We start from the raw sequence: 23611 nt of genomic DNA on the forward strand, positions 1-23611 counted from the left end.
GCTGAGGGGCAGGTTAAGAGCCACACAACAGCACCAACACCAACACCAACACCAACACCAACACAGGGGGGGGTGAAGAACCCACGCCTCAGCTCATCCATTAACCTCAAGTCCGACAGACTGCTAGGCGTAGACGCTCTTCTGTCGTAGGCAAGTCGATCCGGTAGCGGACACTAATATCGCCGCTAGTGCCATCACCTTCCATCCAATCAATTTCCTGGCCAAGGCGCAGATAGGATTCATTATTGACGGTTGCGGACTCGCCGCCCCCAAAAAATGCATCAATGTTGCGAGAGGTATTGTCGACCCAGTTGCCAACGCTGGCTCGAAATGGCTCAACGCGCTCCTCTGCCCAGTCAGGTAAATCGCTATCTTCCTCAGCAGCATGACTTTGAAACGAGAGGACGGTAAGTGTGCCAAGGCAAATAAACGCAATGACGGGTTTCATAGGTCTGTCCCCAAAATTTTAATTATGCGCACTGCATTATTGTGCTTTATGCATTTCGATATCTTTGGTCCATTTCAAAACGCGTTTGCGATCTCTTCGGCTATTCATGCGCTCTGTATCGACTTTTAATGGCAGCACAGCGCGTCGTCGCTAACGTAGCGTAAAAATAGGCGCTCGTCAGCTAGTTAGAGCAGTTTGAGGGAGTTTGGAAACAAAAAAATTCGGTTAGCATGAAGCTACCGAATTATTTGAAATGATACGCTTTAAATTGGTGCGGATGGGGAGACTCGAACTCCCACACCTTGCGGCACTAGAACCTAAATCTAGCGTGTCTACCAATTCCACCACATCCGCAGAAGACGAGGCGTATTTTATCAATATTTGCGCTAATGTCAAATCTTGCAGCGCTATTTTTTAACATGAGGGTAAAGGGGGACGTGAAGCGGTGAAGAAATGGATCGCGACCATTAACCAGTGGCTCAAGCAGGGGCTGCCCGGCTACTGTGCATTTTGCCTTGCTGGGCGCTCATCAAGTGCAGGGTGGTGCGATGAATGCTTTGCATTGCTCCCCTGGAATCTTCATAGCTGCGAGCAGTGTGCCGAGCCGCTGGCGGGGGTGGCTGGTAAACGGTGTAGTCACTGTCTGACGGAGCCGCCTAGCTTTACCACCACGACAGTGCCGCTTTGCTACCAAGATACGATAACTTCCTTGGTGCACGACTTTAAGTTTCATGGCTCCCCGCGTGCGGGAATGCTGCTAGTTGAGTTGATGTTATCCCGGTGCCCCAGCCAGATGGCCAGCGCATTGCTCCCTGTACCTATGTATCCTGGGCGTGCCAAAGAGCGCGGATTCAATCAGGCACAGTGGCTGGCTGAACGGCTAGGCGACCGGTTGGATCTACCGGTGATGCAGGCGCATTGTATTAAGCGTTTGCCTTCTCAGCGCTCTTTAAACCGCCGGGAGCGACAGCAAAACTTAGCAGGTGCATTTATGGTGGACACTGAGATGCCCGCGCATGTGACTATTATCGATGATGTAGTAACAACCGGTGCCACTGGCCATGCGTTAGCGACCGTACTGCTGGAACAGGGTGCCAAGCGCGTTGATATTTGGGCCGCTGCCCGTACACCGCTGCAGAAGAGTTGATAAACTAGGCAGCCCATCCAAGGAGTCATCTATGTCGCATCCGTTTAGCGCGCTTTCGCCTGATCTGGTTATGTCAGCCGTTGAGTCGATAGGTATTTGGCCTGCTGGCGAACCGTTTGCTCTCAATAGCTATGAGAATCGTGTGCTGATGTTTCGTGATGACGACGGTGGCCGCTGGGTCGTGAAATTCTATCGGCCAAACCGCTGGTCAAATGAGGCTATTCAGGAAGAGCATGATTTTTTAACCGAGTTAACGCAGGCGGGCGTTTCGGTGGTGGCACCGTGGCGCAATGGCCAAGATGTATCGTTGCATGAGTATCAGCAGTTTCGCTTTGCCTTATTCCCACAGTGCATAGGACAAGCGCCCGAGTTAGATAACCCTGCCCATCTATTTGCCTTAGGTGAGGTGCTGGGTCAACTTCATGAAGTGGCTGCTAAAAAGCCGTTTCAGCATCGCGGAACGCTATTGCTCAGTGAAGGGGTGACCGAGGCCGAGCAGCGCGTAGTGACAAGCCCTTGGCTTAATAATCATCAAACCCGCGCCTATCAAAACGCAGTCGATAAGATTCGCCGCCAACTTGAGACAGTACATATCCCTTCTGCAAGCATGATACGTACCCATGGAGACTGCCATTTAGGCAATATACTTGGTCGCGATGAGACATTTACGCTTGTCGATTTTGATGATTGCCTGATGGCGCCCGCCATCCAAGATATATGGATGCTGCTGCCCATGGAAAATCCGCAGCTATGGCGGGCGCAACTCAGTGAGATGATAGAAGGCTATGAAGAGACAAGTCCGTTTCCCCATCAGCAAATGTCGCTTATTGAGCCATTGCGTGCTTACCGCTTAATACGTCACGCGGCGTGGCTGGTAACTCGGTGGGATGATCCTGCCTTTCCTCGGGCATTTCCCTGGCTGGCAGAAAGTGGCTATTGGGATCAGCATATTCGCCAGCTTGAGCAGCAACTACTGCACCTGGATAAGCCATTATGGTTGGCCTAATGCATCGGCTGGATTAGTTTTATCTTGTACCTTTAAAGGTGACCCTTAGTGAGATGCTCGCGAAGGGCCGCCTGGGTCTTGCAGGTTGACTACTCAGGCTGTTCTATCGGGGCTGGGTTTTCTACGCTTTGGTCAGGGTCTGGACGCTCACCAGGAATAGGGTTGCCGACACCTTCCCCATTAGCTTGGCGACGGATGGCATTAATGTCAGCCGAGGGATTGTCTTGAGCATCAATACGGACGCTTTGATCTAATGCCAAGACGAAGGGTTGTCCAGGAGTTAATGAACAGGAGCCGTCGTCGCAGGCAAGACCATACTGGCCATCTTCTGCATAGGCGCTGGCTGAAAAAGTGCCTGAGTAGATGGCGCTTTCTGAATCGTGGGTTTCAATGCAGGTTGCATCTTGGGTAGTAATACGGACGCGATCACCGTTTAATTGCGCATTGGCTACTAACAAGCAGTATTCAGGCAGTGAATGGGTGGTGCCGCTTGCTTGTTTTGGATGCAGCAGAATATCGCTGTAACGTTTTTCGCTGCTATCAAACTTCAAAGCTTCAACGACTTCAACGCCTACTTTCGCGCCGCTGGAAAGTTCCAGCGCCGACTCTTCTGCGTGCAAAGGTGATACAAAGAAAGTACCCAGCAGGGCAGTTAGCCAAAAGGGCGATGATTTAAATGACATAGCATACTCTCAACAGTGGCCCCTGCACTATTAGCAGGAAAATTGTGCTTTTATCATAGCACAGCTCAATTAGTGCCGAAGGGGGGTGCGTGTCACTCTGCCACAGCCTGCATAGGTGCGTTAAAATAGATTAATCTACTGTTAGTATTGTGCATAAATTGATTGATATATATTTTTTGTACAGGATAAAGGGTTCAGCTAGCACTCGCAAGGTAAGGCAGCTAAACGGAAGAGACCGTAAGCTACTCAGTGGCTTGCCGATAATGGAAGCTCGCTGGCGCGATAACATTGCTGCAAGGCGATTAAGTGATAGCGAATAAGCACAGTTTTGATGAGGCCTACAATGACCGACGATCTCGCCCAACACTACCGTCAAATTATTTCCGCGCTCGGTGAAAACCCTGACCGTGAAGGGCTGCGAGATACACCAAAGCGCGCAGCTAAAGCCATGCAGTTTTTAAATGCTGGTTATCATCAATCATTAGAAGAAATAGTGAATGGGGCCGTTTTTGAGTCACAGACCGATGAGATGGTGCTGGTCAAAGATATCGAGCTCTACTCCATGTGTGAGCACCATTTACTGCCTTTTATCGGCAAATGCCATATCGCCTATCTGCCGAGTGGCAGGGTGCTGGGCCTTTCCAAATTTGCTCGTATCGTCGATATGTATGCACGTCGAATGCAAATCCAAGAGAATTTAACGCGTGAAATCGCCGAGGCGGTTCAGCAGGTTACTCAGGCAAGAGGGGTGGCTGTTGTGATTGAGGCCCGCCACCTCTGCATGATGATGCGCGGTGTGGAAAAGCAAAATTCCAGTATGACCTCATCGGTTATGTTGGGAGGTTTTCGCAGTAGCCAGGCAACGCGCCAAGAATTTTTAACGCTGATCAACTGACCTGAGTGAAACTCAGCAGGTTTCATGTCAAAGGCTTGGTTAAATGCCTCGTTTCGTCTTAGCATGAACAAGTAAATGAGCCTGCAAGGCCGTCATTTGGTCAGGAGTCTGTCATGGAAGCGCTGAAAGAAACACAGCTGTATTGCCCGTTTGCCTATATTGACGGCAGTTGGGTAGCCGCCGACAGCGGTGAGCAAATCAACGTTTTGAACCCAGCCACTGGTGAGTCGGTTGGTGAGATGCCACGCCTAGGTAAGGCGGAAACCGAACGTGCCATTGGTGCTGCCGATGCGGCGCTGCCGTCATGGCGGGCGTTAACCGCTCAGGAACGGGCAGACTTATTGCTCAAGTGGCATGACCTAATGCTTGAACACAAGCATGACCTTGCTCTGCTGATGACCTATGAGCAGGGCAAGCCAGTAAGAGAAGCAGAAGGTGAAATTGCCTACGCCGCGAGCTTCTTACGCTGGTTTGCTGAAGAAGCTCGCCGTGTTTATGGTGAAACCATTCCTGCCGCCAATGCTAATCAGCGTATTGTGGTGACGAAACAGCCGGTAGGCGTTGTTGGCGCGATTACGCCGTGGAATTTTCCCGCTGCGATGATTACTCGTAAAGCAGGGGCGGCACTGGCTGCTGGCTGTACCATTGTGGTGAAGCCCGCCAGTCAAACGCCTTTTTCCGCCACTGCGCTGGCGTTACTCGCCGAACGTGCTGGCATTCCCCGTGGGGTTTTCAATGTGGTGCCAGGCAGTGCGTCTGACATCGCGAAAGCGCTTACAGAATCTCCCAAAGTCCGTAAGATCACCTTCACGGGCTCGACTGAGGTGGGGCGCACTCTGATGGCTCAGGCCGCTGAGCATATCCAGAAAATTTCTTTGGAACTGGGGGGCAATGCGCCGTTTATCGTTTTTGAAGATGCGGACTTAGACGCGGCTGTTGAAGGTGCCATGGCGGCTAAATTCCGTAACGCCGGGCAAACCTGTGTATGTACTAACCGCTTTCTGGTGCAATCCAGCGTCATTAACGCGTTTTGTGAAAAACTTGCCGTTGCAATGAACAGTGAGCTAAAGGTGGGGAATGGAACAGAGCCAAATATTAATATTGGCCCGCTCATTGACGAGAATGCTGTTAAGAAAGTCAGTGAGCACGTTCAAGATGCCATTGATAACGGTGCGGAGCTGCTTCTGGGTGGACACCCGCACCCCTTGGGTGGCAACTATTTCACACCAACGCTGATCAGCTTTGCTACCGATGCAATGAAAGTGGCCCACGAAGAGACGTTTGGCCCGCTGGCAGCCGTTTTCCCCTTTGATGACGAAGAGACCGCCATTGTGATGGCCAACGACACCCAGTATGGCTTGGCTTCTTACTTCTACTCTCGCGATTTGGCTCGCGTGTGGCGCGTAGCGGAGGCGTTGGAGTATGGCATGGTGGGCATTAACACCGGGCTTATTTCCAATGCGGCGGCACCCTTTGGCGGGGTGAAAGCGTCGGGTCTTGGCCGTGAAGGTGGCCATCAAGGCTTAGAAGAGTATCTGGAAACGAAATACCTGTGCATTGATCTTGGCAAGTAATACGTCCTAGACCGAAAAAGCCCTCACTTGGAGCAAGTGAGGGCTTTTGTTAATGCAGGAGGCTATCCTCTGATTAGTGGCGGAAGTGGCGCATGCCGGTAAATACCATGGCAATGCCTGCTTCGTTAGCGGCATCAATCACTTCCTGGTCGCGCATGGAGCCGCCAGGCTGGATAACCGCCGTAATGCCCGCTGCTGCGGCGGCATCGATGCCGTCTCGGAAGGGGAAGAAGGCGTCAGAAGCCATCACTGAACCAGGAACGGAAAGCCCTTCATCTGCCGCTTTAATGCCGGCAATTTTAGCCGAGTAAACCCGGCTCATTTGGCCTGCGCCTACGCCAATCGTTTGGCCTGCTTTGGCGTAAACAATCGCATTGGATTTCACGAACTTTGCTACTCGCCATGCAAAGGCAAGGTCGCGGATTTCTTCTTCAGACGGAGCGCGTTCGCTTACCACGGTAAGCTCATCTTCAGTGACCATGCCTTGATCACGATCCTGCACCAGCAGGCCGCCATTCACGCGTTTGAAGTCAAATGCAGGCTGCGCCGTACCGGGCCAATGAGCGCTTACGTCCAGTAGGCGCACGTTCTGCTTCTCGGCCACAATGGCGGCTGCGTCGTCGCTGACCCCTGGAGCGATAATGACTTCGACAAACTGGCGGTCAATAATCGCGCGTGCAGTCTTGGCATCCAGCGGTACATTGAAGGCGATAATGCCGCCAAAGGCGCTGGTCGGGTCGGTCGCGAAAGCTTTCTCGTAAGCTTCCAGAGCCGTTGCGCCCACGGCAACGCCGCAAGGGTTGGCGTGCTTGACGATGACACAGGCGGTATTCTCAAAGGCTTTTACGCACTCAAACGCCGCGTCAGTGTCAGCCACGTTATTGAAAGAGAGCGGTTTGCCTTGAAGCGTTTTGGCCGTAGCAACGCTTGGCTCGCTGGCGGCGGGGTCCACATAGAAAGCCGCTTTCTGATGCGGGTTTTCACCGTAACGCATGTCCTGCTTTTTATGCAGCTGCAGGTTGAAGGTGCGGGCAAAGGTGGCGTCTTCGCTGGCTACCTGACGGCCAAGATAGTCGGCGATGGCGCCGTCGTAACCAGCGGTATGCTCAAACGCTTTAACGGCTAGATCAAAACGGGTGGCGGCGCTCACTTGGCCAGAGTGGTCATTAAGTTCGCCCAGTACCCGGTCGTAGTCGCTGGCGTTAACCACAATCGTAGTATACGCGTGGTTTTTGGCGCAGGCACGTACCATGGTGGGGCCACCGATATCGATATTCTCGATGGCGTCTTCTAGCGTGCAGTCTGGCTTGGCGACCGTGGCGGCAAAGGGGTAAAGATTCACCACCACCATGTCGATTGGTGAGATGTCATTCTCCGCCATGACAGCGTCGTCCTGGCCGCGGCGTGCCAAAATGCCGCCGTGAATTTTTGGATGCAGTGTTTTAACGCGTCCATCCATAATCTCTGGAAAACCGGTGTGCTCAGATACTTCCTTAACCGCAATACTGTTCTCTTGCAGTAAGCGGAAGGTGCCGCCAGTGGATAGCAGCTCGACGCCATGTTCGGCGAGGCCGCGGGCAAACTCTACGATGCCAGTTTTATCGGATACGCTCAGCAGGGCGCGGCGAACGGGGGTAGCGGTACTATCGGCCATAAGGGTGCTCGTCGTGTGCAGGTCGGAGTTTAAAACAACAACGCCCCTTTAAGGGGCGTCACTTTCAATTAATCCATACAGCTTAAGCTTTTTGCGCAGCGTGCCACGGTTTAAACCAAGCACATCCGCCGCGCGCGTTTGGTTGCCATCGGTGTGCTCCATCACGCATGCCAACAGAGGAGCTTCCACCTCTGCCATCACCATGGCATACAAATCGGTAGTTTGGCTGCCATCGAGATGTTCGAAGTAGCGGCGCATTGCCATCTCAACCGCTTCTCTTAGCGGCTGTGGCTGGGCACTGTCGGAAGGGTCTGCTAGCGTGCCAGAGAGATGGGAGGAGCGTTCGCTGGAGAGCAGGTTGCGTTCAGTCATGCCGCATGGCTTCCTTTGGCTAGCAGACGCTGAGCGGCGTCGTGGGTCATGGCGTTATTAATCCAGTCAAACTGCGCTTCAGTCGAGGCAAGGGCATTAAACTGCTGCTTGAGTGCTCGCTGTTCAGCGTCTGAAAAGCGCTGGTCGTCATTGAGATACCAGCCGACATGTTTGCGTGCGATGCGTACGCCCATGGTGTCGCCATAGAACGCATGCAGTGCCTGCAGATGCTCAAGTAGTATCTGGCAGCGCTCTGTCAAACTGGGTGGTGCTAACCGTTCACCATGAGTTAAGTAGTGGGTGATCTGTTGAAAAATCCACGGATTTCCCTGAGCGCCTCGGCCTATCATTACGGCATCTGCGCCGGTATAGCGCAACACATAGGCAGCCTTTTCGGGCGACGTGATATCGCCGTTGGCAATCACCGGGATAGCAAGGTGTGACTTAATCTCAGCAATCGTGTCGTATTCAGCCTCACCAGTATAGCGCTGTTCCCGGTGACGGCCATGGACAGCCAAAGCCTGAATGCCTGCAGACTCTGCCAGTTTGGCAATGCGCAGTGCATTGTTCGACGCAGCGCACCAGCCGGTGCGTATCTTGAGCGTGACGGGAATATCCACTGAGCTCACTACGGCATCTAAAATCTCAGCAACTAGCGCTTCATCGCGCATTAGGGCAGAGCCCGCCGCCTTGTTGCAGACCTTTTTCGCTGGGCAGCCCATGTTGATGTCGATGATTTGCGCGCCAAGCTCAGCATTAAGTCGGGCGGCCTGGGCCAGCATCTCGGCATCGCCACCGGCAATTTGCACTACCCGGGGGGCGGGCTCGCCTTGATGATCCATGCGTAGCTGAGATTTACGGGTATGCCATAGTGAAGGGTCAGCGGTGACCATTTCACCCACCACCCAGCCAGCCCCTAGCCGACGGCAGAGCTGGCGAAACGGGCGGTCGGTGACGCCCGCCATGGGGGCCAGCATTACCGGGTTAGGCAGTTGGTAAGGCCCAATCGCAGGTGGCGAAGTAATCATCAAGGTCATTGCGGTGCACTTTGGTAGGCATGAAATCGACGAGTAGGACGTTTCAAGGGGGCGTATGATACGCCTACTCGGCAAGGGATTGAAGGCCAATTCCGATTTTATGCGGGGCGGCGGCCTGTCAACCGCACCCAGCCTTCGCGCACGGTGGGTTCATCCATATAAAGCCCTTGGGCTTCGTAGGCTTCCAGCACGTCTGAGGCTTGATTGGCCAGTATGCCGGATAGTGCAATGTGACCACCGGGCGCTACGTGGCTAGCAATCATGCTAGAAAGCTCGACCAGCGGTCCCGCTAGAATATTGGCCGTGACGATGGGGTAGGAGCCGCCTTTGAGTTGTTCTGGGTAGTAGAGCGCGAGCTGCGCCGCGCCAATAGCATTACGCTCCGCGTTTTCGCGGCTGGCTTGTAGCGCTTGTGGGTCAATATCCGTGCCGTCTGCATGGGTCGCGCCTAACTTCAGCGCCGCAATGGCGAGGATGCCTGACCCACAGCCTACATCCAGTACGGCTTTGCCCTGCAGTTCATTACGCACGGCTAAACTATCCAGCCACTCAAGGCATAGCGCGGTGGTCGGATGTGTGCCTGTACCAAACGCGAGGCCCGGATCAAGGATTAAATTGACCGCGCCAGCTTCGGGCGGCTCATGCCAACTAGGCACAATCCATAACCGTTCACCCATGCGAAGAGGGGTGAAATCATCCATCCACTCTCGCTCCCAGTCACGGTCCGCCAGCAGCTCGTATTCAATGGTCGGGCACGGCTCACCGGGCACTTGCTCAGCCCAGGCGGCTTCAATACGGCTTATCATGTCGTTGATGCCGTCGAGATCATCATAGAGGCCCGTCAAAATGGTGTCTTGCCATAGTGGGGTTGTGCCGCGCTCGGGCTCAAAGACGGGATCGTCGTGGGCGTCCTGTAGGCCAATGGCCGTCGCGCCCTCCTCGAGCAGCAGCTCTTCGAGGAGGTCGGCTTGTTCGGGGGCGACGTGTGCTTTTAATTGCAGCCAGGGCATCGGGGGTCTCCACGGCGTTTTAGAGGATAAAGGAACAAGCGAAATTGCGATATAACTAGGACAAAACAGCAGCGGGGTGGCGATGGCCACCCCGCAGAAACACCCGCCAAGCGGCAGGCGTAGTAGCAACCTATGGCTTAGCTGCTTAGCTTCTTTTCCAGGTAGTGAATATTGACACCACCCTGGCGGAAGTAGCTATCCCGCACCAGGTCTTTCTGAAGGTCGATATTGGTCTTGATGCCTTCGACCAGCAGCTCATCGAGCGCGTTGCGCATGCGCGTTAAAGCGATCTCGCGGTCAGCACCCCAGGTGATTAGCTTACCAATCAGAGAGTCGTAGTGCGGCGGAACGGTATAGCCGGTGTAAAGGTGAGAGTCCATCCGAACGCCTAAGCCACCAGGTGCGTGGTACAGTGTGACTTTGCCAGGAGAGGGCATAAAGGTACGCGAATCTTCGGCATTAATACGGCACTCAAAGGAGTGACCGTTTAGCTTTACATCTTCCTGGCGAATTGAGAGCGGCATGCCTGAAGCAATACGCAGCTGCTCTTTAACGATATCCACGCCCGTGACCATTTCTGTCACCGGGTGCTCTACCTGTACGCGGGTGTTCATTTCGATGAAGAAGAACTCACCGTCTTCGTATAGGAACTCGAACGTACCCGCACCGCGGTAGTTAATCTCGATACACGCTTGGCGGCAGGCTTCCAGCACTTTCGCGCGGGCTTCCGGATCAATGCCGGGGGCCGGTGCTTCTTCGAGTACTTTCTGGTGGCGGCGCTGTAGCGAGCAGTCGCGGTCATACAGGTGAATAGCATTGCCCTGGCCATCAGCCAGCACCTGAACTTCTACATGGCGAGGCTTCTCGAGAAACTTCTCCATATAAACCGTACCATCGCCAAAAGCGGAATGGGCTTCGGTGCGGGTAACGGTAATGGCGGAGAGTAGGTGGCCTTCGGTATGCACAACACGCATGCCGCGTCCACCACCACCGGCAGCCGCCTTAATGATGACTGGGTAGCCAATGCGACGTGCAGTGGCCAGGTTAGTGGCGTCATCATCACCTAGTGGGCCGTCGGAACCGGGTACTGTCGGTACGCCAGCGACCTTCATGGCTTCAATCGCGCTGACTTTATCGCCCATCAGGCGAATGGTTTCAGCGCGTGGGCCAATAAAGGTGAAGCCCGAACGCTCCACCTGCTCGGCAAAGTTGGCGTTCTCAGATAGGAAGCCATAGCCGGGATGAATGGCGCTTGAGTCAGTCACTTCAGCCGCGCTGATCAGCGCAGGGATGTTTAAGTACGATTGCGCCGAAGAGGCAGGGCCAATGCAGACGGCTTCATCGGCAAGACGAACGTGCATCAGTTCGCGGTCTGCTTTGGAGTGAACCGCAACAGTTTTAATCCCTAGCTCTTTACATGCGCGTAAGATACGAAGGGCTATCTCGCCGCGGTTCGCGATAAGTACCTTGTCCAGCATGGGAGAATCCACCCGTGTTGATATGAAAGATTAAGCGAGGACGATCATCGGTTGATCAAATTCCACCGGCTCGCCATCTTCCACTAGGATGGCCTCAACCACGCCGTCGCGGTCGGCTTCAATCTGGTTCATCATTTTCATCGCTTCAACGATACACACAGTGTCGCCTTGCTTCACTGTGTCGCCTACTTCAACGAATGCTTTCGCACCTGGTGCCGGGCTGCGATAGAAGGTGCCTACCATCGGCGAGTTAACTGCTTCACCGCGATAGCTAGCGCCTTGAGGTTCGGCATCGGCGGGGGTAGTGGCCACCGGCGCTTGAGGAGCAGCAGGCGCGGGCTGCGCGTACTGAGGCATCGGTTGCGGCTGCCACGCAGTGCCGTTGGGGTGACGGCTGATACGAACCGATTCTTCACCTTCCTGAATTTCGATTTCACTGATGTTGGACTCTTCCAGCAGCTCAATCAGTTTTTTAACTTTGCGAATATCCATTCGTGTAGCCCCAAAAGTTGATCAAAGTAACACGTCGTCACAGGAGAGATATGCCTGCTAGGCGCGGCGCTTTTAAGTGCAGTAAACCAAATTTAAAAATGAAGAGAACGCAGCACGATGGCGAACGTTAACCCAGACTCAGTGCTAAAAGATGGGTTTTTTAGCAAATATGGCTGTGGAGTTTGCCGAAAAAGTCACCCACTGTCCAGTAGCCGCGGTAATGTGTGTGATATTTGCGACTTAAACAACTGTTTGACGACGATCGCGACACGGCAGCTTAAAAATGTGTTCAAAGCCGGTTGCACTGTCGCAACCGACCATGAGTTCATCTTTTATCCCTGCTGCCAGCGCTTGAACGAGTCGAGATGCTGAACGAGGTCTTGAGCAGTCACTTCGCCCTGAATGCGAGCTTCGCGCACTTCCTTGCCCTGGCTAAAGAGTAGCAGGCTGGGCGGGCCAAAAAGGTTGAAATGATTGAGCAGTTCGCGACTTTGTGCATTGGTCTCTGTCACATCGACCGCGATTAGTTGAAAATCGTTCAATGCAGCGGCGACTTGAGGATCAGGATAGACCTCTCGCTCCATCAGTTTGCAGGAGATACACCACTCTGCCGTGAAGTGGGCAAACACGGGCTGCCCCGCTTGAGAGGCTTGCTCCAGCTCAGACTGTAGTGCGCTGAGACTGTCGACTTCTTCAAAGATTGGAGTGGTAGCGGCTTCCCCTGTACTAGAAGTGATCACCGATAGCGGTCGTAATGGATTGCTGCCTCCTTGGGCGGCGCCCAACACGAGTGCTACCCCCCAGGCCAATAGCATTAACCCCGCCGTTTGCCGGGCTTTTGCCCAGCCGTGAGAGGGCGATGTATTCAGTGCGCCAAGGGTAAGGGCACTGCCGATTGCTAGGGCCGCCCACAGCAGAAGAGAGATTGATGGCGCAATTAAACGCTCAATCATCCAAATCGCTATACCTAATAACAATAGCCCGAAAGCAATTTTAACGCCATTCATCCAGCCGCCAGAGCGGGGTAGCAGCGTTGCGCCGAAGGTGCCCACGAGCAATAAAGGGAGCCCCATGCCAAGTCCAAGCGCAAACAGCACTGCGCCACCCATAATGGCGTCCCCAGTGGAAGAGATAAATACTAAGGCGCCCGCTAGCGGAGCCGTTACGCAGGGAGACACCACTAGCACTGACAGCGCACCCGCCACCGCCAAGCCCAGTGGGCCACTGCGCTGGGCGCGGGCTTGCCAAGAGTCTACTTTGCTGGCGATTCGCGGTGACATGCGAAGGTCAAAGGCGCCAAACATTGCCAAAGCGAACAGGGTAAACAGAATGGCAAAAGTAATTAAAACGGGGGCGGACTGTAAATGTGCCTGGAGGTTGAGCCCCGCACCAAATAGCCCCATTAGCACGCCCACCAAGGCATAGGTAATGGCCATGCCGAGTACATAGCTGGCTGACAGGACAAAAGCGCGGGGCTTGGTGGGGTTCTGGCCAACCACGATGGACGACAGAATGGGAATCATCGGCAGCACACAGGGCGTAAAGGTGAGCCCAATACCCGCGAGGAAAAAGAGCCCTAAGGCGAGCGGTAGGCTGGTATCACTAATCAGCGCGCTGAATTTGCTATCTTCACTTTGCGGGGCGGAGAAGCCAGCGTTCTCGCCCGATTGAGTCGCTGCGCTGCTTGGGGCAGGTTCACCCGTGCTTGTTTGATTTGGAGAGCTTTGTTCGCTTTCATCCTGCCAGTTGGCAAACGTGCTGGGCGGTGACGTTTCTGCGGCTTCAAGGGTGATGCGCTCAGGTGGGTAGCATAACCCCGCATCGGCGCATCCCTGAAAGGTCAGCTCGATACTGATTGGCCCGCTATAAGGGGCGCTCAGCGGAACATCAAAAACGAGCTGATCGCGAAAAACGTACACATCCCCCATAAATTGATCGGTGGTGAATGAGCCCTGTGGAATGACGGGGTCTTCTAAGTCGACCGATGCCTGCTGGCTCGTGACGTCAAGCTGGTGGCGGTACAAATAGTACTCATCGGCAATATCGACCCCGATGCTGAGCGTATCACCATCGTGCCAAGCGCTGGGCTGGAAGGCTTCCATTACCGGCAGGAAGTCGCTCTGATTGCTAGAAGAGAACCACTGCCCGTGGGCCAATAAAGGTAGCCAGCACAACAAAAAAAATAGGCTAAAACGTTGCATGAGTAACACGGAGTATCCTTACGCTTTGGTAACAGGTTGGGTGCAAAGGGGCAGGATAGCGCACCTGTTGAGATTAGCGCATTTACTGCGGTGACGTGACGCGGTGCTTCATGCTCCGTTAATGTAAACGCAAAAGGCCGCCTCTCTAAAGGCGGCCTTTGCAATCAGTGTCGTGACGCTAATTACGCTTTTTTGTAAGCTGCGGCCGACTTTTCAATGGCCTTGCGAGCGGCTTCAACGCCTTCCCAAGACTCAACTTTGACCCACTTGCCTTTTTCGAGGTCTTTGTAGTTCTCGAAGAAGTGAGCAATTTGCTGGCGCAGCAGTTCGGGGAGGTCAGTCACTTCCTGCACGTCATCATACAGCGCTGAGAGTTTCGGGTGCGGCACGCATACCAGCTTGGCGTCTTCGCCGGCTTCGTCGGTCATGTTCAGAATGCCCACCGGACGCGCGCGAATGATGCTGCCAGGCGCTACTGGATGAGGGGTCACTACCAGCGCGTCTAGCGGGTCACCATCGTCGGCCAGCGTATGCGGGATAAAGCCGTAGTTGGCCGGGTAGAACATGGGCGTGGCCATGAAACGGTCAACGAGGAGGGCACCCATATCTTTGTCGATTTCATACTTAATCGGCGCGTGGTTAGCAGGAATTTCGATCGCCACGTAGATATCGTTGGGCAGATCCTTTCCAGCGGGGATGTTATCAAAGTTCATCGTTGGTTCCTTGGCTTGGCTTTTCTTACCTATTGCAGAGCGCAGTAGCTAAGCAGTTGATGCATTGCATTAATGGTGAAGAATTATACGAACATGGTCGATAGATTACCAATGCGACATAGGTGTTTAGCGGCGTGGATGTTGAAGTTCATTGCGATTTAAGGGGATGTCTCATATTAGTCGGCTTGATGCACTTCCAGGCAGTCACGCGCCATGAGTAGGGTTTTTGTACCGTTCGCGACGTTTGGTGGGCATCGTTTCACTGTGCCAGCGTGTATGATAGCCCTGTGTGGTTGTGATGTTAGTGAAATGGTAGTTGCGATGGTGAGCCGTAAGCCTAGGAGGATGAGTTGGCGCACGCCCAGTTGCTAATTAGTTATGGTCAAGCGTTTGTTGCCCCGGAGCGGCGGCAGCACCGCAGCTCAATGTCGGTGCGCCTGCCGGAAGCACCGCTGTTAAAAGTGAAGGGCGGCTGTGCGGTGATTAGTGACTCGATTTCCCGCAATACCATGGCCAAGCAGGCGGGAGATTTGAGCGTGCGCGGGTTTCTTGCGGATTACTACTCGACGCCTGAACACTGGGATACCAAAACCTCGGCTACCCGTGTGCTGCGTGCTCTTAATAGTTGGTGCTACAGCCAGAGCCAGCATGTTAAAGAGGGTGGCTTTGTTTCCTCACTCTCCGCGATGGTGTTTTTGGGCCGCGAAGGGCATCTGTTCCATATGGGCGATACGCTGGTATTTCGCTTACGTGGTGCCGAGTTTGAGCAGCTCACTCGTGACCATGTGACCGACGTAGGCGGCTATCGTTATCCCTCCCGCGCTTTGGGGATGGATGGCAGCGTCGACATCGACTACACCCATCTAGCGCTTAAACAGGGCGACCTGTTCGTATTCACTACCCAGGCGGTGCGCGGCACGCTGATGCCGTCGGACTACGTGCGGCTTATTCGCCAAGACGCCAGCGATTTGGATGCCGCCTGCGAGCGTTTGGCCAGTGAGGCAAAACAGCGCGCTCAGGAGCGCGGTTACGGCGGTGATCAGTTCTGCTTCCAACTATTGCGCATTGATGAGCTACCCGAAGAAGAAACCGACCATCCTGGCATGCTCTACGGTGATCTGCCAATCCCCCCTGAATTAGCTCCTGGCGAGCGCCTTGATGGGTTAGAGGTTCAGGCCGTGCTGTCACGAAACGCCCAATCTCGCGTTTACCGAGTCCGTGATGTGCATAGCGATCGCGTGATGGTGATGAAAGCGCCCAGCCCGGAACTTTCGCTGCGTAACGCCTATTTAGAGCATTTTTTGCTGCAGCAGTGGGTGGTAGAGCGGGTGAATTCACCCTTTGTAGTGAAAGTCATGGAGCCCTCGCGCCCACGTCGCTATCTCTACTACCTCATGCAGAACGTGGAAGGTGAGACCTTGCGCCAGTGGGCGGAGCGCCACCCGCAAGCAAGCCTTGTTCAGCGCTTGGACATTGCCAATCAGTTGGGCAAAGCGGTTCAAGCACTACATCACCGCGATATTATCCATCAGCAGGTTACGCCAGATAACGTGCTGATTGATCAGCATGGAAAGGTAGTGCTGGCGGATTTTAGCGCCTGCCACATGCGTGAAGTGGATGGACATCGTCACTCAGGCGAACTGCTTCGCCAAATCGGCTTTAATGAACACACGGCTCCAGAGTACGCCCTGGGCGACAGTGTGGGGCGACGCAGCGATCAGTACTCGCTGGCATCCACGGTTTATTGGCTGTTAACCGGAGAACTGCCCTATACCTTGACGCCGAATAAGCTGCGCTGTCATACCGATTTAGAAGAGCTCAGCTACCGTAGCGCTCGTACCATCAACCCGGAGATTACCCCCGCGTTGGATGAGGCACTGCGCCGAGCGCTGGACCCGCAGCGGCCGCTGCGCTTTAGGCGCATGTCGGAGTTTCTTCACGCGCTACGTATCCCGTTAGGACGGATGCCTCAGCGAGAAGAGCCGCGTACGGAGTCTCGGCGCTTTTGGCAAGGCGTGGCGGGCATTTTGCTTTTGCTATTGGTGCTTTCCTGGCTGCTGCGTTAGGAATGCGTCCAGTAGTCCACTCTATTCAGGACGGGACAATCAATTAAGAAGGGGCGATGACTGGTCATCGCCCCTTTTTCTAAACCAGCGTTTCAGCCAGCCGAGAAGTTACAGTGTGAATTTAGGCAGCTTCTGCTCTACTTTCGCCAGCTTGAGCTTGGCGACTTTAGGCAGGCCATTCTCGAACGGCGGGAAGTCTTCGCCTTGGATCAGCGGCGAGAGGTAGTCTCGGCATGCTTGAGTAATGCCAAAGCCGTTCTCGCTGATGAAATCGCGAGGCATGAATTTCTCTTGGTTGGCAATTTGCGACAGCGGCGCAGAAATCACATCCCACTGGTAGGGGGTTTGTGAAATACGGCGGATCGCCGGCATCATGGAGTTCTTGCCTGCCAGTGCCAGCGTCACCGCTTCACGGCCTACTGCGTATGCTTGCTCAACGTCGGTTTTTGATGCTAAGTGGCGAGCCGCACGCTGTAGGTAGTCGGCCACGGCCCAGTGGTATTTGTAGCCTAAGTCTTGCTTGATCATACCGGCCAGAGTGGGCGCAACGCCGCCTAGCTGGCGGTGACCGAAAGCATCGGTGTTACCCGCATCTGCCAGGAAGGTGCCGTCTTCGTAGCGCGCGCCTTCGGATACGACGATCACGCAGTAGCCGTACTTCTTAACGCTCTCATCCACTCGTGCCATGACCGCTTTACGGTTAAAGGACACTTCCGGAAAGATAATCAGGTGTGGCGGCTCGCCTTCACCTTCGCCTGCCAGTCCGCCTGCGGCGGCAATCCAGCCCGCATGGCGGCCCATCACCTCAAGCACAAACACCTTGGTAGAGGTGGCGCACATGGAGGCGATATCCAGCGATGCTTCACGGGTTGAGGTAGCAATGTACTTTGCGACGCTGCCAAAACCGGGGCTGTTGTCGGTAATGGGCAGGTCATTGTCGACGGTTTTAGGAACATGAATCGCGGTCAGCGGGTAACCAAGCTTTTCTGAAAGCTGTGAGACCTTTAGGCAGGTGTCGGCGCTGTCACCGCCACCGTTGTAGAAAAAATAGCGGATATCGTGCGCTTTGAAGACTTCGATCAGGCGCTCGTACTGGGCGCGGTGGGTATCAATATCCTTCAACTTGTAGCGGCACGAACCGAACGCACCGCCAGGCGTATGACGAAGTGCCGCAATGGCATCATCACTCTCTTGGGTGACATCGATAAGGTCTTCCGTCAGCGCACCAATAATGCCGTTATGGCCGGCATACACCTTGCCGATTTGGTCGGGGGCTTGCCGGCAAGCTTCGATAACGCCGCAGGCGCTGGCATTTATGACGGCGGTAACGCCACCGGACTGGGCGTAAAAGGCATTATGCTGGGCCATGGAAACGTCTCATCTCCTGAAAACGGGTGGTTTCATCGTCATTGACGGCAAGCGTTCGCTCCCTTGCTTGCCGATGCTTCACAGGCGCACTGAAAGTCGCCCTGTGAACCAAGCGCTCTTAATTGACGCAAAGTTTAGCGTAAAGCTATTTCTGCTGCATTACATGCTGTTTCAAACCCGCCGCTGCGGGGATTTTTAGCTGCCTGTGCGGATTACTCATCGCTACCGTCCAGCGCTTGTTCACGCTGGGCTAGTCGCCAGCCGCCCAAATCTTTATAGCGGTTAACCATTGCGCAAAACAGCTCAGCCGTGCGCTCGGTATCGTAACGCGCGGAGTGGGCTGCTTTGTTATCAAACTCAATGCCTGCCGCACGGCACGCTCTGGCCAGCACAGTTTGACCATACACAAACCCTGCGAGCGTCGCCGTATCAAAGCTTGAGAAGGGGTGAAACGGATTGCGTTTGATGTTGCAGCGGTTGGCCGCGGCATTCAGAAAGCCGTGGTCGAAGGCGGCATTGTGGCCGACGAGAATCGCTCGTGAGCAGCCGTGGGCTTTCAACGATTTGCGAATGGGCCGAAAGATCTCACCCAGTGCCTCAGACTCACTGAGTGCCACTTGGCGACGCAGCGGGTCATCCAGATTGATCCCTGTGAAGTCTAATGCCGACTGCTCCACGTTGGCCCCCTCAAAGGGGTGGATGTGGTACGCATAGGTCGCGTCAGGCAGTAAATTACCGTCCGGGTCCATGGTGAGGGTGACAGCTGCAATTTCCAATACGGCGTCCGTTTGGGCATTAAACCCACCCGTCTCCAAATCAATGACAACCGGTAAATAACTGCGAAAACGCTGGGCCATCAATTCGCGGGCAATTGCCTCGCTCATGCAGCTCTCCTTAGTAAAGCGAGTAGTCGGTCAGAATCAGCGGCGAGTGTTTGCCGCTATGGTTGGGTGATTCTAGCAGCTTTACCCCTAAGGCGTCGTTGACGGTATTCGCTGAGCATTGAGAACGCTATACTGACGGTTTGAATAAACAGGTAGCGCTGGCTTAAGGGCGCTACCCTTTCTAGTGAACTGCTTTTTACAAGGAGCAAAGAATGTCCGATGTCAAAAAGGTTGTGCTGGCATATTCAGGCGGCCTGGACACATCCGTAATCGTTAAGTGGTTGCAAGAGACCTACAACTGCGAGGTAGTGACCTTTACTGCCGACATCGGTCAAGGTGAAGAAGTCGAGCCTGCTCGTGCCAAAGCGCAAGCGCTAGGCGTAAAAGAGATTTACATCGAAGACCTGCGCGAAGAGTTCGTGCGTGACTACGTCTTCCCGATGTTCCGTGCGAACACTATTTATGAAGGTGAGTACCTGCTGGGCACCTCTATTGCTCGTCCGCTGATTGCCAAGCGCTTGATCGAAATTGCTAACGAAACCGGTGCAGACGCTATTTCTCACGGTGCGACGGGTAAAGGTAACGACCAGGTGCGTTTTGAGCTGGGCGGCTACGCGCTGAAGCCAGGCGTTAAAGTCATCGCGCCATGGCGCGAGTGGGATCTCACTTCACGCGAAAAGCTGATGGCTTACTGTGAAGAGCACAATATTCCGGTGGATTTCTCTAACAAGAAGAAGAAATCTCCCTACTCCATGGATGCTAACCTGCTGCACATCTCCTACGAAGGCGGCATTCTGGAAGATCCTTGGGCCGAAGCCGAAGAAGACATGTGGCGTTGGAGCGTTTCTCCTGAAGCCGCGCCAGAGCAGCCGACTTACGTTGAGCTGACGTACGAGAAAGGCGACATCGTTGCGATTGACGGCGAAGCGCTGAAGGCACATGAAGTGCTGGAGAAGCTCAACAAGCTGGGTGGCGATAACGGCATTGGCCGCCTGGATATCGTTGAGAACCGCTATGTGGGCATGAAGTCGCGTGGCTGCTATGAAACGCCAGGAGGCACGATCATGCTGCGCGCTCACCGCGCGATCGAGTCACTGACGTTAGACCGTGAAGAGGCTCACCTGAAAGATCAGCTGATGCCCAAGTATGCCGAAGTGATCTACAACGGCTATTGGTGGAGCCCTGAGCGCCGCATGCTGCAAGCTGCTATTGACGAAACGCAGAAAAACGTTTCAGGCGTCGTGCGCATGAAGCTCTACAAGGGCAATGCCACGGTGGTGGGCCGCAAATCCGAGCAGTCGCTGTTCGACGAGTCCATTGCCACGTTCGAAGACGATGCCGGTGCCTACAATCAGAAAGATGCCGAAGGCTTCATCAAGCTGAACGCGCTGCGCCTGCGCATTGCGGCTGGCAAAGGTCGCCAGCAAAGCTAACGTTCGTGGCCAGCCTCAGGGCTGGCCACTGCGTAACAGGAGCCGTTATGTTTAAGAAGTTGCTTTCAGGCTTATTTGGATCGCAAGGCAGTAGTGACGCGAGTGTTGGCACCAAAGCGGCTGAATCGGTGGAGTATAAAGAGTATTTAATTATCTCCCAGCCTGATAACCAAAGCGGCCAGTACCGCGTGAGCGGCTGGATACGCAAACCCGATAGCCAAGGTGGCGCGCAAGAGCACCGGTTTGAGCGTTCTGATATGGTGCCGGGTCGTGAGGCTTGTGATGCGCTAATGGTGTCTAAAGCGCAGCGCTATATCGATGAAGTGGGGGATGCCATGTTCGAGCCCGACCCCCGCCGCGATAGCAGCACGGCTAGCTAATTATGGGCGTCCATTAGGGCGCGCGCCTCATTGTTTACATAAAAGAGGCTTTCGGAAGTTCCAATACCATTTTGGTGCCACCTAATGGGGATTCGGTAGCCCATAGTTTGCCACCCAGGTGGTGAATTATAGCGCGGCTAATGGGCAAGCCTAAACCGCTGCCTTTGGGTCGGCCTTTTTCCGTAGTGTGCTCTCTCAGCTGGAGTTGATAAAACTTTTCAAAGACGTTTTCACGCTCTGACGGGGGAATGCCTGGGCCGTTATCCTCGACGCTTAGTTGAAAGGTATTATCAACCGGATAAACCGATAACTTAATGTTTGGGTGCCGGGGAGCAGCAAATTTCCGTGCATTCTCCAGTAAATTAATAATCACCTGTTCAAGACGGTCCGGGTCGGCAGTGACTATGGCAGGTGACGCTTCCGCAAAGAACTCAAATTCGACACTCTGTTCGTCATGTAAGCGGAAAATGGCATCGCTGCTCTGTTTGGCTAGCTTGGTTAAGTCAACCGCCACTGGTTTCATGGTTAATCGGCCGCTTTCAAGTCGCGCTAAATCCAAGATCTCCTCAATAAGTCGGGAAAGGCGCTGGCTTTCCAGTACCATAATGCTGAGAAATTGTTGTCGTTTATCGGCCGCGATATCGGGTGTATCGCGTAAAATTTCTGCAAATGATCGTATAGATGTTAGTGGCGTGCGAAGTTCATGACTGATCATAGCGACAAACTCATCTTTCATGCGATCAAGCTCACGTAGCCGTTCGTTAGCGCTGCGTAGCTCTTCACCGACACGAGCTAGTTCCTGGGACTTTTGCTCTAATTGGCGGTTGTACTCTAAGGCCTGGGAGGTGGTGTCTAAAATAGTGAGCACTGACTCTACATCTACTGCTTCACCACGTAAGACCGAGTTGATTAATACGCTGGCGGATGCGCTACCCAGGGAGCCAGCCAATGCCTGTTCAGCACGAGTGATTAGTGCCTTAGACGCTGGCCGCTGATAAGCATCGGTCTCGGTATCAGGTTGTGCCGTTTGGGATGCAAAGACACGCTGAGTTGCCATACTTCCCAAATACCGAATTAACAGTGCATGGAGTGCGCCTTCGGTGGTTTCACCTTGCCAGAGTGAAGTGGTTTGCAGATTGGGGTGCATTGCCTCGGTAAATAGTGCGGCCTGAGTCTGCTCTAGTGGTGTAGGACGAGTGAATAATGATACGCCAATCAGCAAACTAACATTAACTAGCATGCTCCAAAACAGTGAATGCGTATAAATATCCCATCCGCTTAGCCCCAGCAGCGCGTAAGGTGATAGCCAACTGATTTCCCAAGGGCCCTGGGTAATTAACGTCTCTTTCAGCCAGCCCGACTGTGCAAACCCCGGCAGCAGCAGCGTATAGAACCAGATAAAAAATCCAGCGAGCAGCCCTAACGTTGCCCCCTGGCGCGTTGCCCCGCGCCAGTAAAGCCCGATGAGCAGTGCAGGGGCAAACTGGGCCACTCCCGCAAAAGAGACCAGCCCGATGGTTACCAGGCTGTAGCTATCGCCGATCAGCGCATGGTAGAGATAGCCCATGAGTAGAATCAGTAAAATGGCGATGCGCCGAATGTTGAGTAGCCAGTCGGCAAGCCGGCCATGGCGCTCAATATAAAGGTGCTTTACTTTCAACAGCAGAGGCATAATGAGCTGATTGCTGACCATGGTAGAGAGGGCAATCGTCTCAACAATAACCATGCCGGTGGCGGCTGAAAGACCACCGATAAAGACTAACAGCGGCAAACCTTCTAGCCCCGCAGAGAGGGGCAGCGTGAGCACGAAGCTATCGGGATCGCCCTCGCCAAGTAGCAGCCCGGCTAAGGCAATCGGGATGACAAACAGGTTAATCAACAGCAAATAGAGCGGGAATAGCCAGCTGGCGCGATGGAGGTGCTGCTCGTCAACATTCTCCACCACGAGAACCTGGAACTGCCGGGGTAGTGTAAAGAAGGCCAGAAATGCCAGTAGCAGCATACCCACCCAGCCCGTTGCGCCGCCAGGTACGTTTTCTAGGCGCATGCTATTGATTAATGCTGGTGTAGCAGCGACTTCGGCCAAGAGGGCGCCTGGCCCTGCAAACATGATGAACGTGACAAATACGCCTACTGCCAGAAAGGCGATCAGTTTCACCAGGGACTCTACGGCAATGGCAGCCACCATCCCTTCGTGGCGCTCGCTGGCATCTAAGTGACGGGTGCCAAAAAGAATAATAAACACCGCCAGCACCATCGCTATCCAAAAAGAGCGGTCCATCCAGAAGCGTTCGTTCTCTAGCGTGATATCGGCACCCAGTGGGTAGTTCATCAGCACCGCATGACTCACCGTGATAGCTTTTAGCTGAAGCGCGATATAAGGGGTGATGGTGATGAGCGCCATGATGGCCACGAGTGCCCCTAAACGGGAGCTTTTGCCGTAGCGGGCGCTGATAAAGTCGGCAATCGAGGTAATGCGCTGCTGTGCGGCAATGCGCACCATTTTGCGTAGTGTAAAAGGGGCTAACAGCATCGCCAGTGTCGGCCCCAGGTAAATCAGTAGGAAGCTAGGGCCATACTGTGCTGCGCGGCCAACGCTGCCGTAAAACGTCCAGGCAGTACAGTAAACCGCGATAGAGAGGGCATAGACCGTCGGCGAGCCAATCAGCGAGCGGCCCTGTTCGGCGCGCCGGTCTCCCCAGGCGGCGACCATAAAGAGCAGGGCCAAATAGCAAAAGGCGGTACCAATCACTACCCAATCGCCGCGCAT

19 protein-coding genes, 1 tRNA gene and 1 pseudogene are annotated in these 23611 nt (G+C 54.2%); 7 read left to right on the forward strand and 14 right to left on the reverse strand.

Features of this window, described 5'->3' with window-relative positions:
* Positions 1-118 precede the first annotated feature (118 nt).
* Positions 119-448 (reverse strand): annotated as a pseudogene (locus tag L1249_RS10580) (hypothetical protein); the annotation flags it as partial.
* A gap of 269 nt (positions 449-717) precedes the next feature.
* Positions 718-802, reverse strand: a tRNA-Leu gene (locus tag L1249_RS10585).
* A gap of 91 nt (positions 803-893) precedes the next feature.
* On the opposite strand from L1249_RS10585, the gene L1249_RS10590 reads away from it, so the two are divergent.
* Together L1249_RS10590 and L1249_RS10595 are read left to right on the forward strand one after the other, a co-directional pair.
* A complete protein-coding gene (locus L1249_RS10590; protein ID WP_228168595.1) occupies positions 894-1595 on the forward strand; it encodes a ComF family protein in 702 nt (233 codons plus the stop codon).
* A gap of 31 nt (positions 1596-1626) precedes the next feature.
* Positions 1627-2601: a serine/threonine protein kinase gene (locus L1249_RS10595; protein ID WP_054641505.1), complete on the forward strand. Its 975-nt coding sequence runs from the start codon at positions 1627-1629 to the stop codon at positions 2599-2601.
* An 89-nt stretch (positions 2602-2690) separates the two neighbouring features.
* Here L1249_RS10595 and L1249_RS10600 read toward each other — a convergent pair whose 3' ends face one another.
* Positions 2691-3284, reverse strand: a complete 594-nt coding sequence (locus tag L1249_RS10600) for a hypothetical protein (RefSeq protein ID WP_172416113.1) — start codon at positions 3282-3284, stop codon at positions 2691-2693.
* Between the two features lie 343 nt (positions 3285-3627).
* Here L1249_RS10600 and folE point away from each other — a divergent pair, with 343 nt between their 5' ends.
* Positions 3628-4179, forward strand: a complete 552-nt coding sequence (folE, locus tag L1249_RS10605) for a GTP cyclohydrolase I FolE (RefSeq protein ID WP_044628002.1) — start codon at positions 3628-3630, stop codon at positions 4177-4179.
* Positions 4180-4292: 113 nt separating this feature from the next.
* Positions 4293-5753, forward strand: a complete 1461-nt coding sequence (locus L1249_RS10610) for an NAD-dependent succinate-semialdehyde dehydrogenase (RefSeq protein WP_089675699.1) — start codon at positions 4293-4295, stop codon at positions 5751-5753.
* Positions 5754-5826: 73 nt separating this feature from the next.
* On the opposite strand, the gene purH is transcribed toward L1249_RS10610, so the two are convergent.
* The 8 genes from purH to ppa form a co-directional block, all read right to left on the reverse strand.
* A complete protein-coding gene (gene purH, locus L1249_RS10615) occupies positions 5827-7407 on the reverse strand; it encodes a bifunctional phosphoribosylaminoimidazolecarboxamide formyltransferase/IMP cyclohydrolase (RefSeq protein WP_089675700.1) in 1581 nt (526 codons plus the stop codon).
* 48 nt (positions 7408-7455) lie between these two features.
* A complete protein-coding gene (fis, locus tag L1249_RS10620; RefSeq protein ID WP_044627999.1) occupies positions 7456-7779 on the reverse strand; it encodes a DNA-binding transcriptional regulator Fis in 324 nt (107 codons plus the stop codon).
* Complete coding sequence (gene dusB, locus L1249_RS10625; RefSeq protein WP_089675701.1) at positions 7776-8816, reverse strand: tRNA dihydrouridine synthase DusB; 1041 nt, start codon at positions 8814-8816, stop codon at positions 7776-7778. Before dusB ends, fis begins: the two co-directional genes overlap by 4 nt.
* 98 nt (positions 8817-8914) lie before the next feature.
* On the reverse strand, positions 8915-9826 hold the full coding sequence (gene prmA / locus L1249_RS10630) for a 50S ribosomal protein L11 methyltransferase (protein ID WP_089675702.1): 912 nt from the start codon (positions 9824-9826) through the stop codon (positions 8915-8917).
* A 137-nt stretch (positions 9827-9963) separates the two neighbouring features.
* Entirely contained in the window at positions 9964-11304 is a 1341-nt protein-coding gene (gene accC, locus L1249_RS10635; protein WP_054641188.1) for an acetyl-CoA carboxylase biotin carboxylase subunit, read from the reverse strand.
* Positions 11305-11334: 30 nt separating this feature from the next.
* Positions 11335-11796, reverse strand: a complete 462-nt coding sequence (gene accB, locus L1249_RS10640; protein WP_062360695.1) for an acetyl-CoA carboxylase biotin carboxyl carrier protein — start codon at positions 11794-11796, stop codon at positions 11335-11337.
* Positions 11797-12128: 332 nt separating this feature from the next.
* Positions 12129-14006 (reverse strand): protein-disulfide reductase DsbD, encoded by a 1878-nt coding sequence (gene dsbD / locus L1249_RS10645; RefSeq protein WP_390903877.1) that lies wholly within the window; start codon positions 14004-14006, stop codon positions 12129-12131.
* A 173-nt stretch (positions 14007-14179) separates the two neighbouring features.
* The gene (ppa, locus tag L1249_RS10650) at positions 14180-14710 is read right to left on the reverse strand and encodes an inorganic diphosphatase (RefSeq protein ID WP_228168596.1); all 531 of its coding nucleotides are present in this window, start codon (positions 14708-14710) and stop codon (positions 14180-14182) included.
* 350 nt (positions 14711-15060) lie between these two features.
* Here ppa and L1249_RS10655 point away from each other — a divergent pair, with 350 nt between their 5' ends.
* A complete protein-coding gene (locus tag L1249_RS10655) occupies positions 15061-16776 on the forward strand; it encodes a bifunctional protein-serine/threonine kinase/phosphatase (protein WP_058577747.1) in 1716 nt (571 codons plus the stop codon).
* Positions 16777-16884: 108 nt separating this feature from the next.
* On the opposite strand, the gene L1249_RS10660 is transcribed toward L1249_RS10655, so the two are convergent.
* A complete protein-coding gene (locus tag L1249_RS10660; RefSeq protein WP_044627992.1) occupies positions 16885-18144 on the reverse strand; it encodes a 6-phosphofructokinase in 1260 nt (419 codons plus the stop codon).
* Between the two features lie 212 nt (positions 18145-18356).
* A complete protein-coding gene (rnt, locus tag L1249_RS10665; RefSeq protein ID WP_044627990.1) occupies positions 18357-19028 on the reverse strand; it encodes a ribonuclease T in 672 nt (223 codons plus the stop codon).
* A gap of 212 nt (positions 19029-19240) precedes the next feature.
* Here rnt and L1249_RS10670 point away from each other — a divergent pair, with 212 nt between their 5' ends.
* Positions 19241-20461 carry an argininosuccinate synthase gene (locus L1249_RS10670; protein ID WP_044627989.1) on the forward strand — a complete coding sequence of 407 codons (1221 nt, stop codon included), beginning with the start codon at positions 19241-19243 and terminating at the stop codon, positions 20459-20461.
* A gap of 47 nt (positions 20462-20508) precedes the next feature.
* Positions 20509-20841, forward strand: a complete 333-nt coding sequence (locus L1249_RS10675; RefSeq protein WP_062374404.1) for an HlyU family transcriptional regulator — start codon at positions 20509-20511, stop codon at positions 20839-20841.
* A 34-nt stretch (positions 20842-20875) separates the two neighbouring features.
* On the opposite strand, the gene L1249_RS10680 is transcribed toward L1249_RS10675, so the two are convergent.
* Positions 20876-23611 carry an ATP-binding protein gene (locus L1249_RS10680; RefSeq protein WP_228168597.1) on the reverse strand — a complete coding sequence of 912 codons (2736 nt, stop codon included), beginning with the start codon at positions 23609-23611 and terminating at the stop codon, positions 20876-20878.

Source organism: Halomonas sp. Cn5-12 (assembly GCF_021532545.1).
GTDB lineage: Bacteria > Pseudomonadota > Gammaproteobacteria > Pseudomonadales > Halomonadaceae > Vreelandella > Vreelandella aquamarina.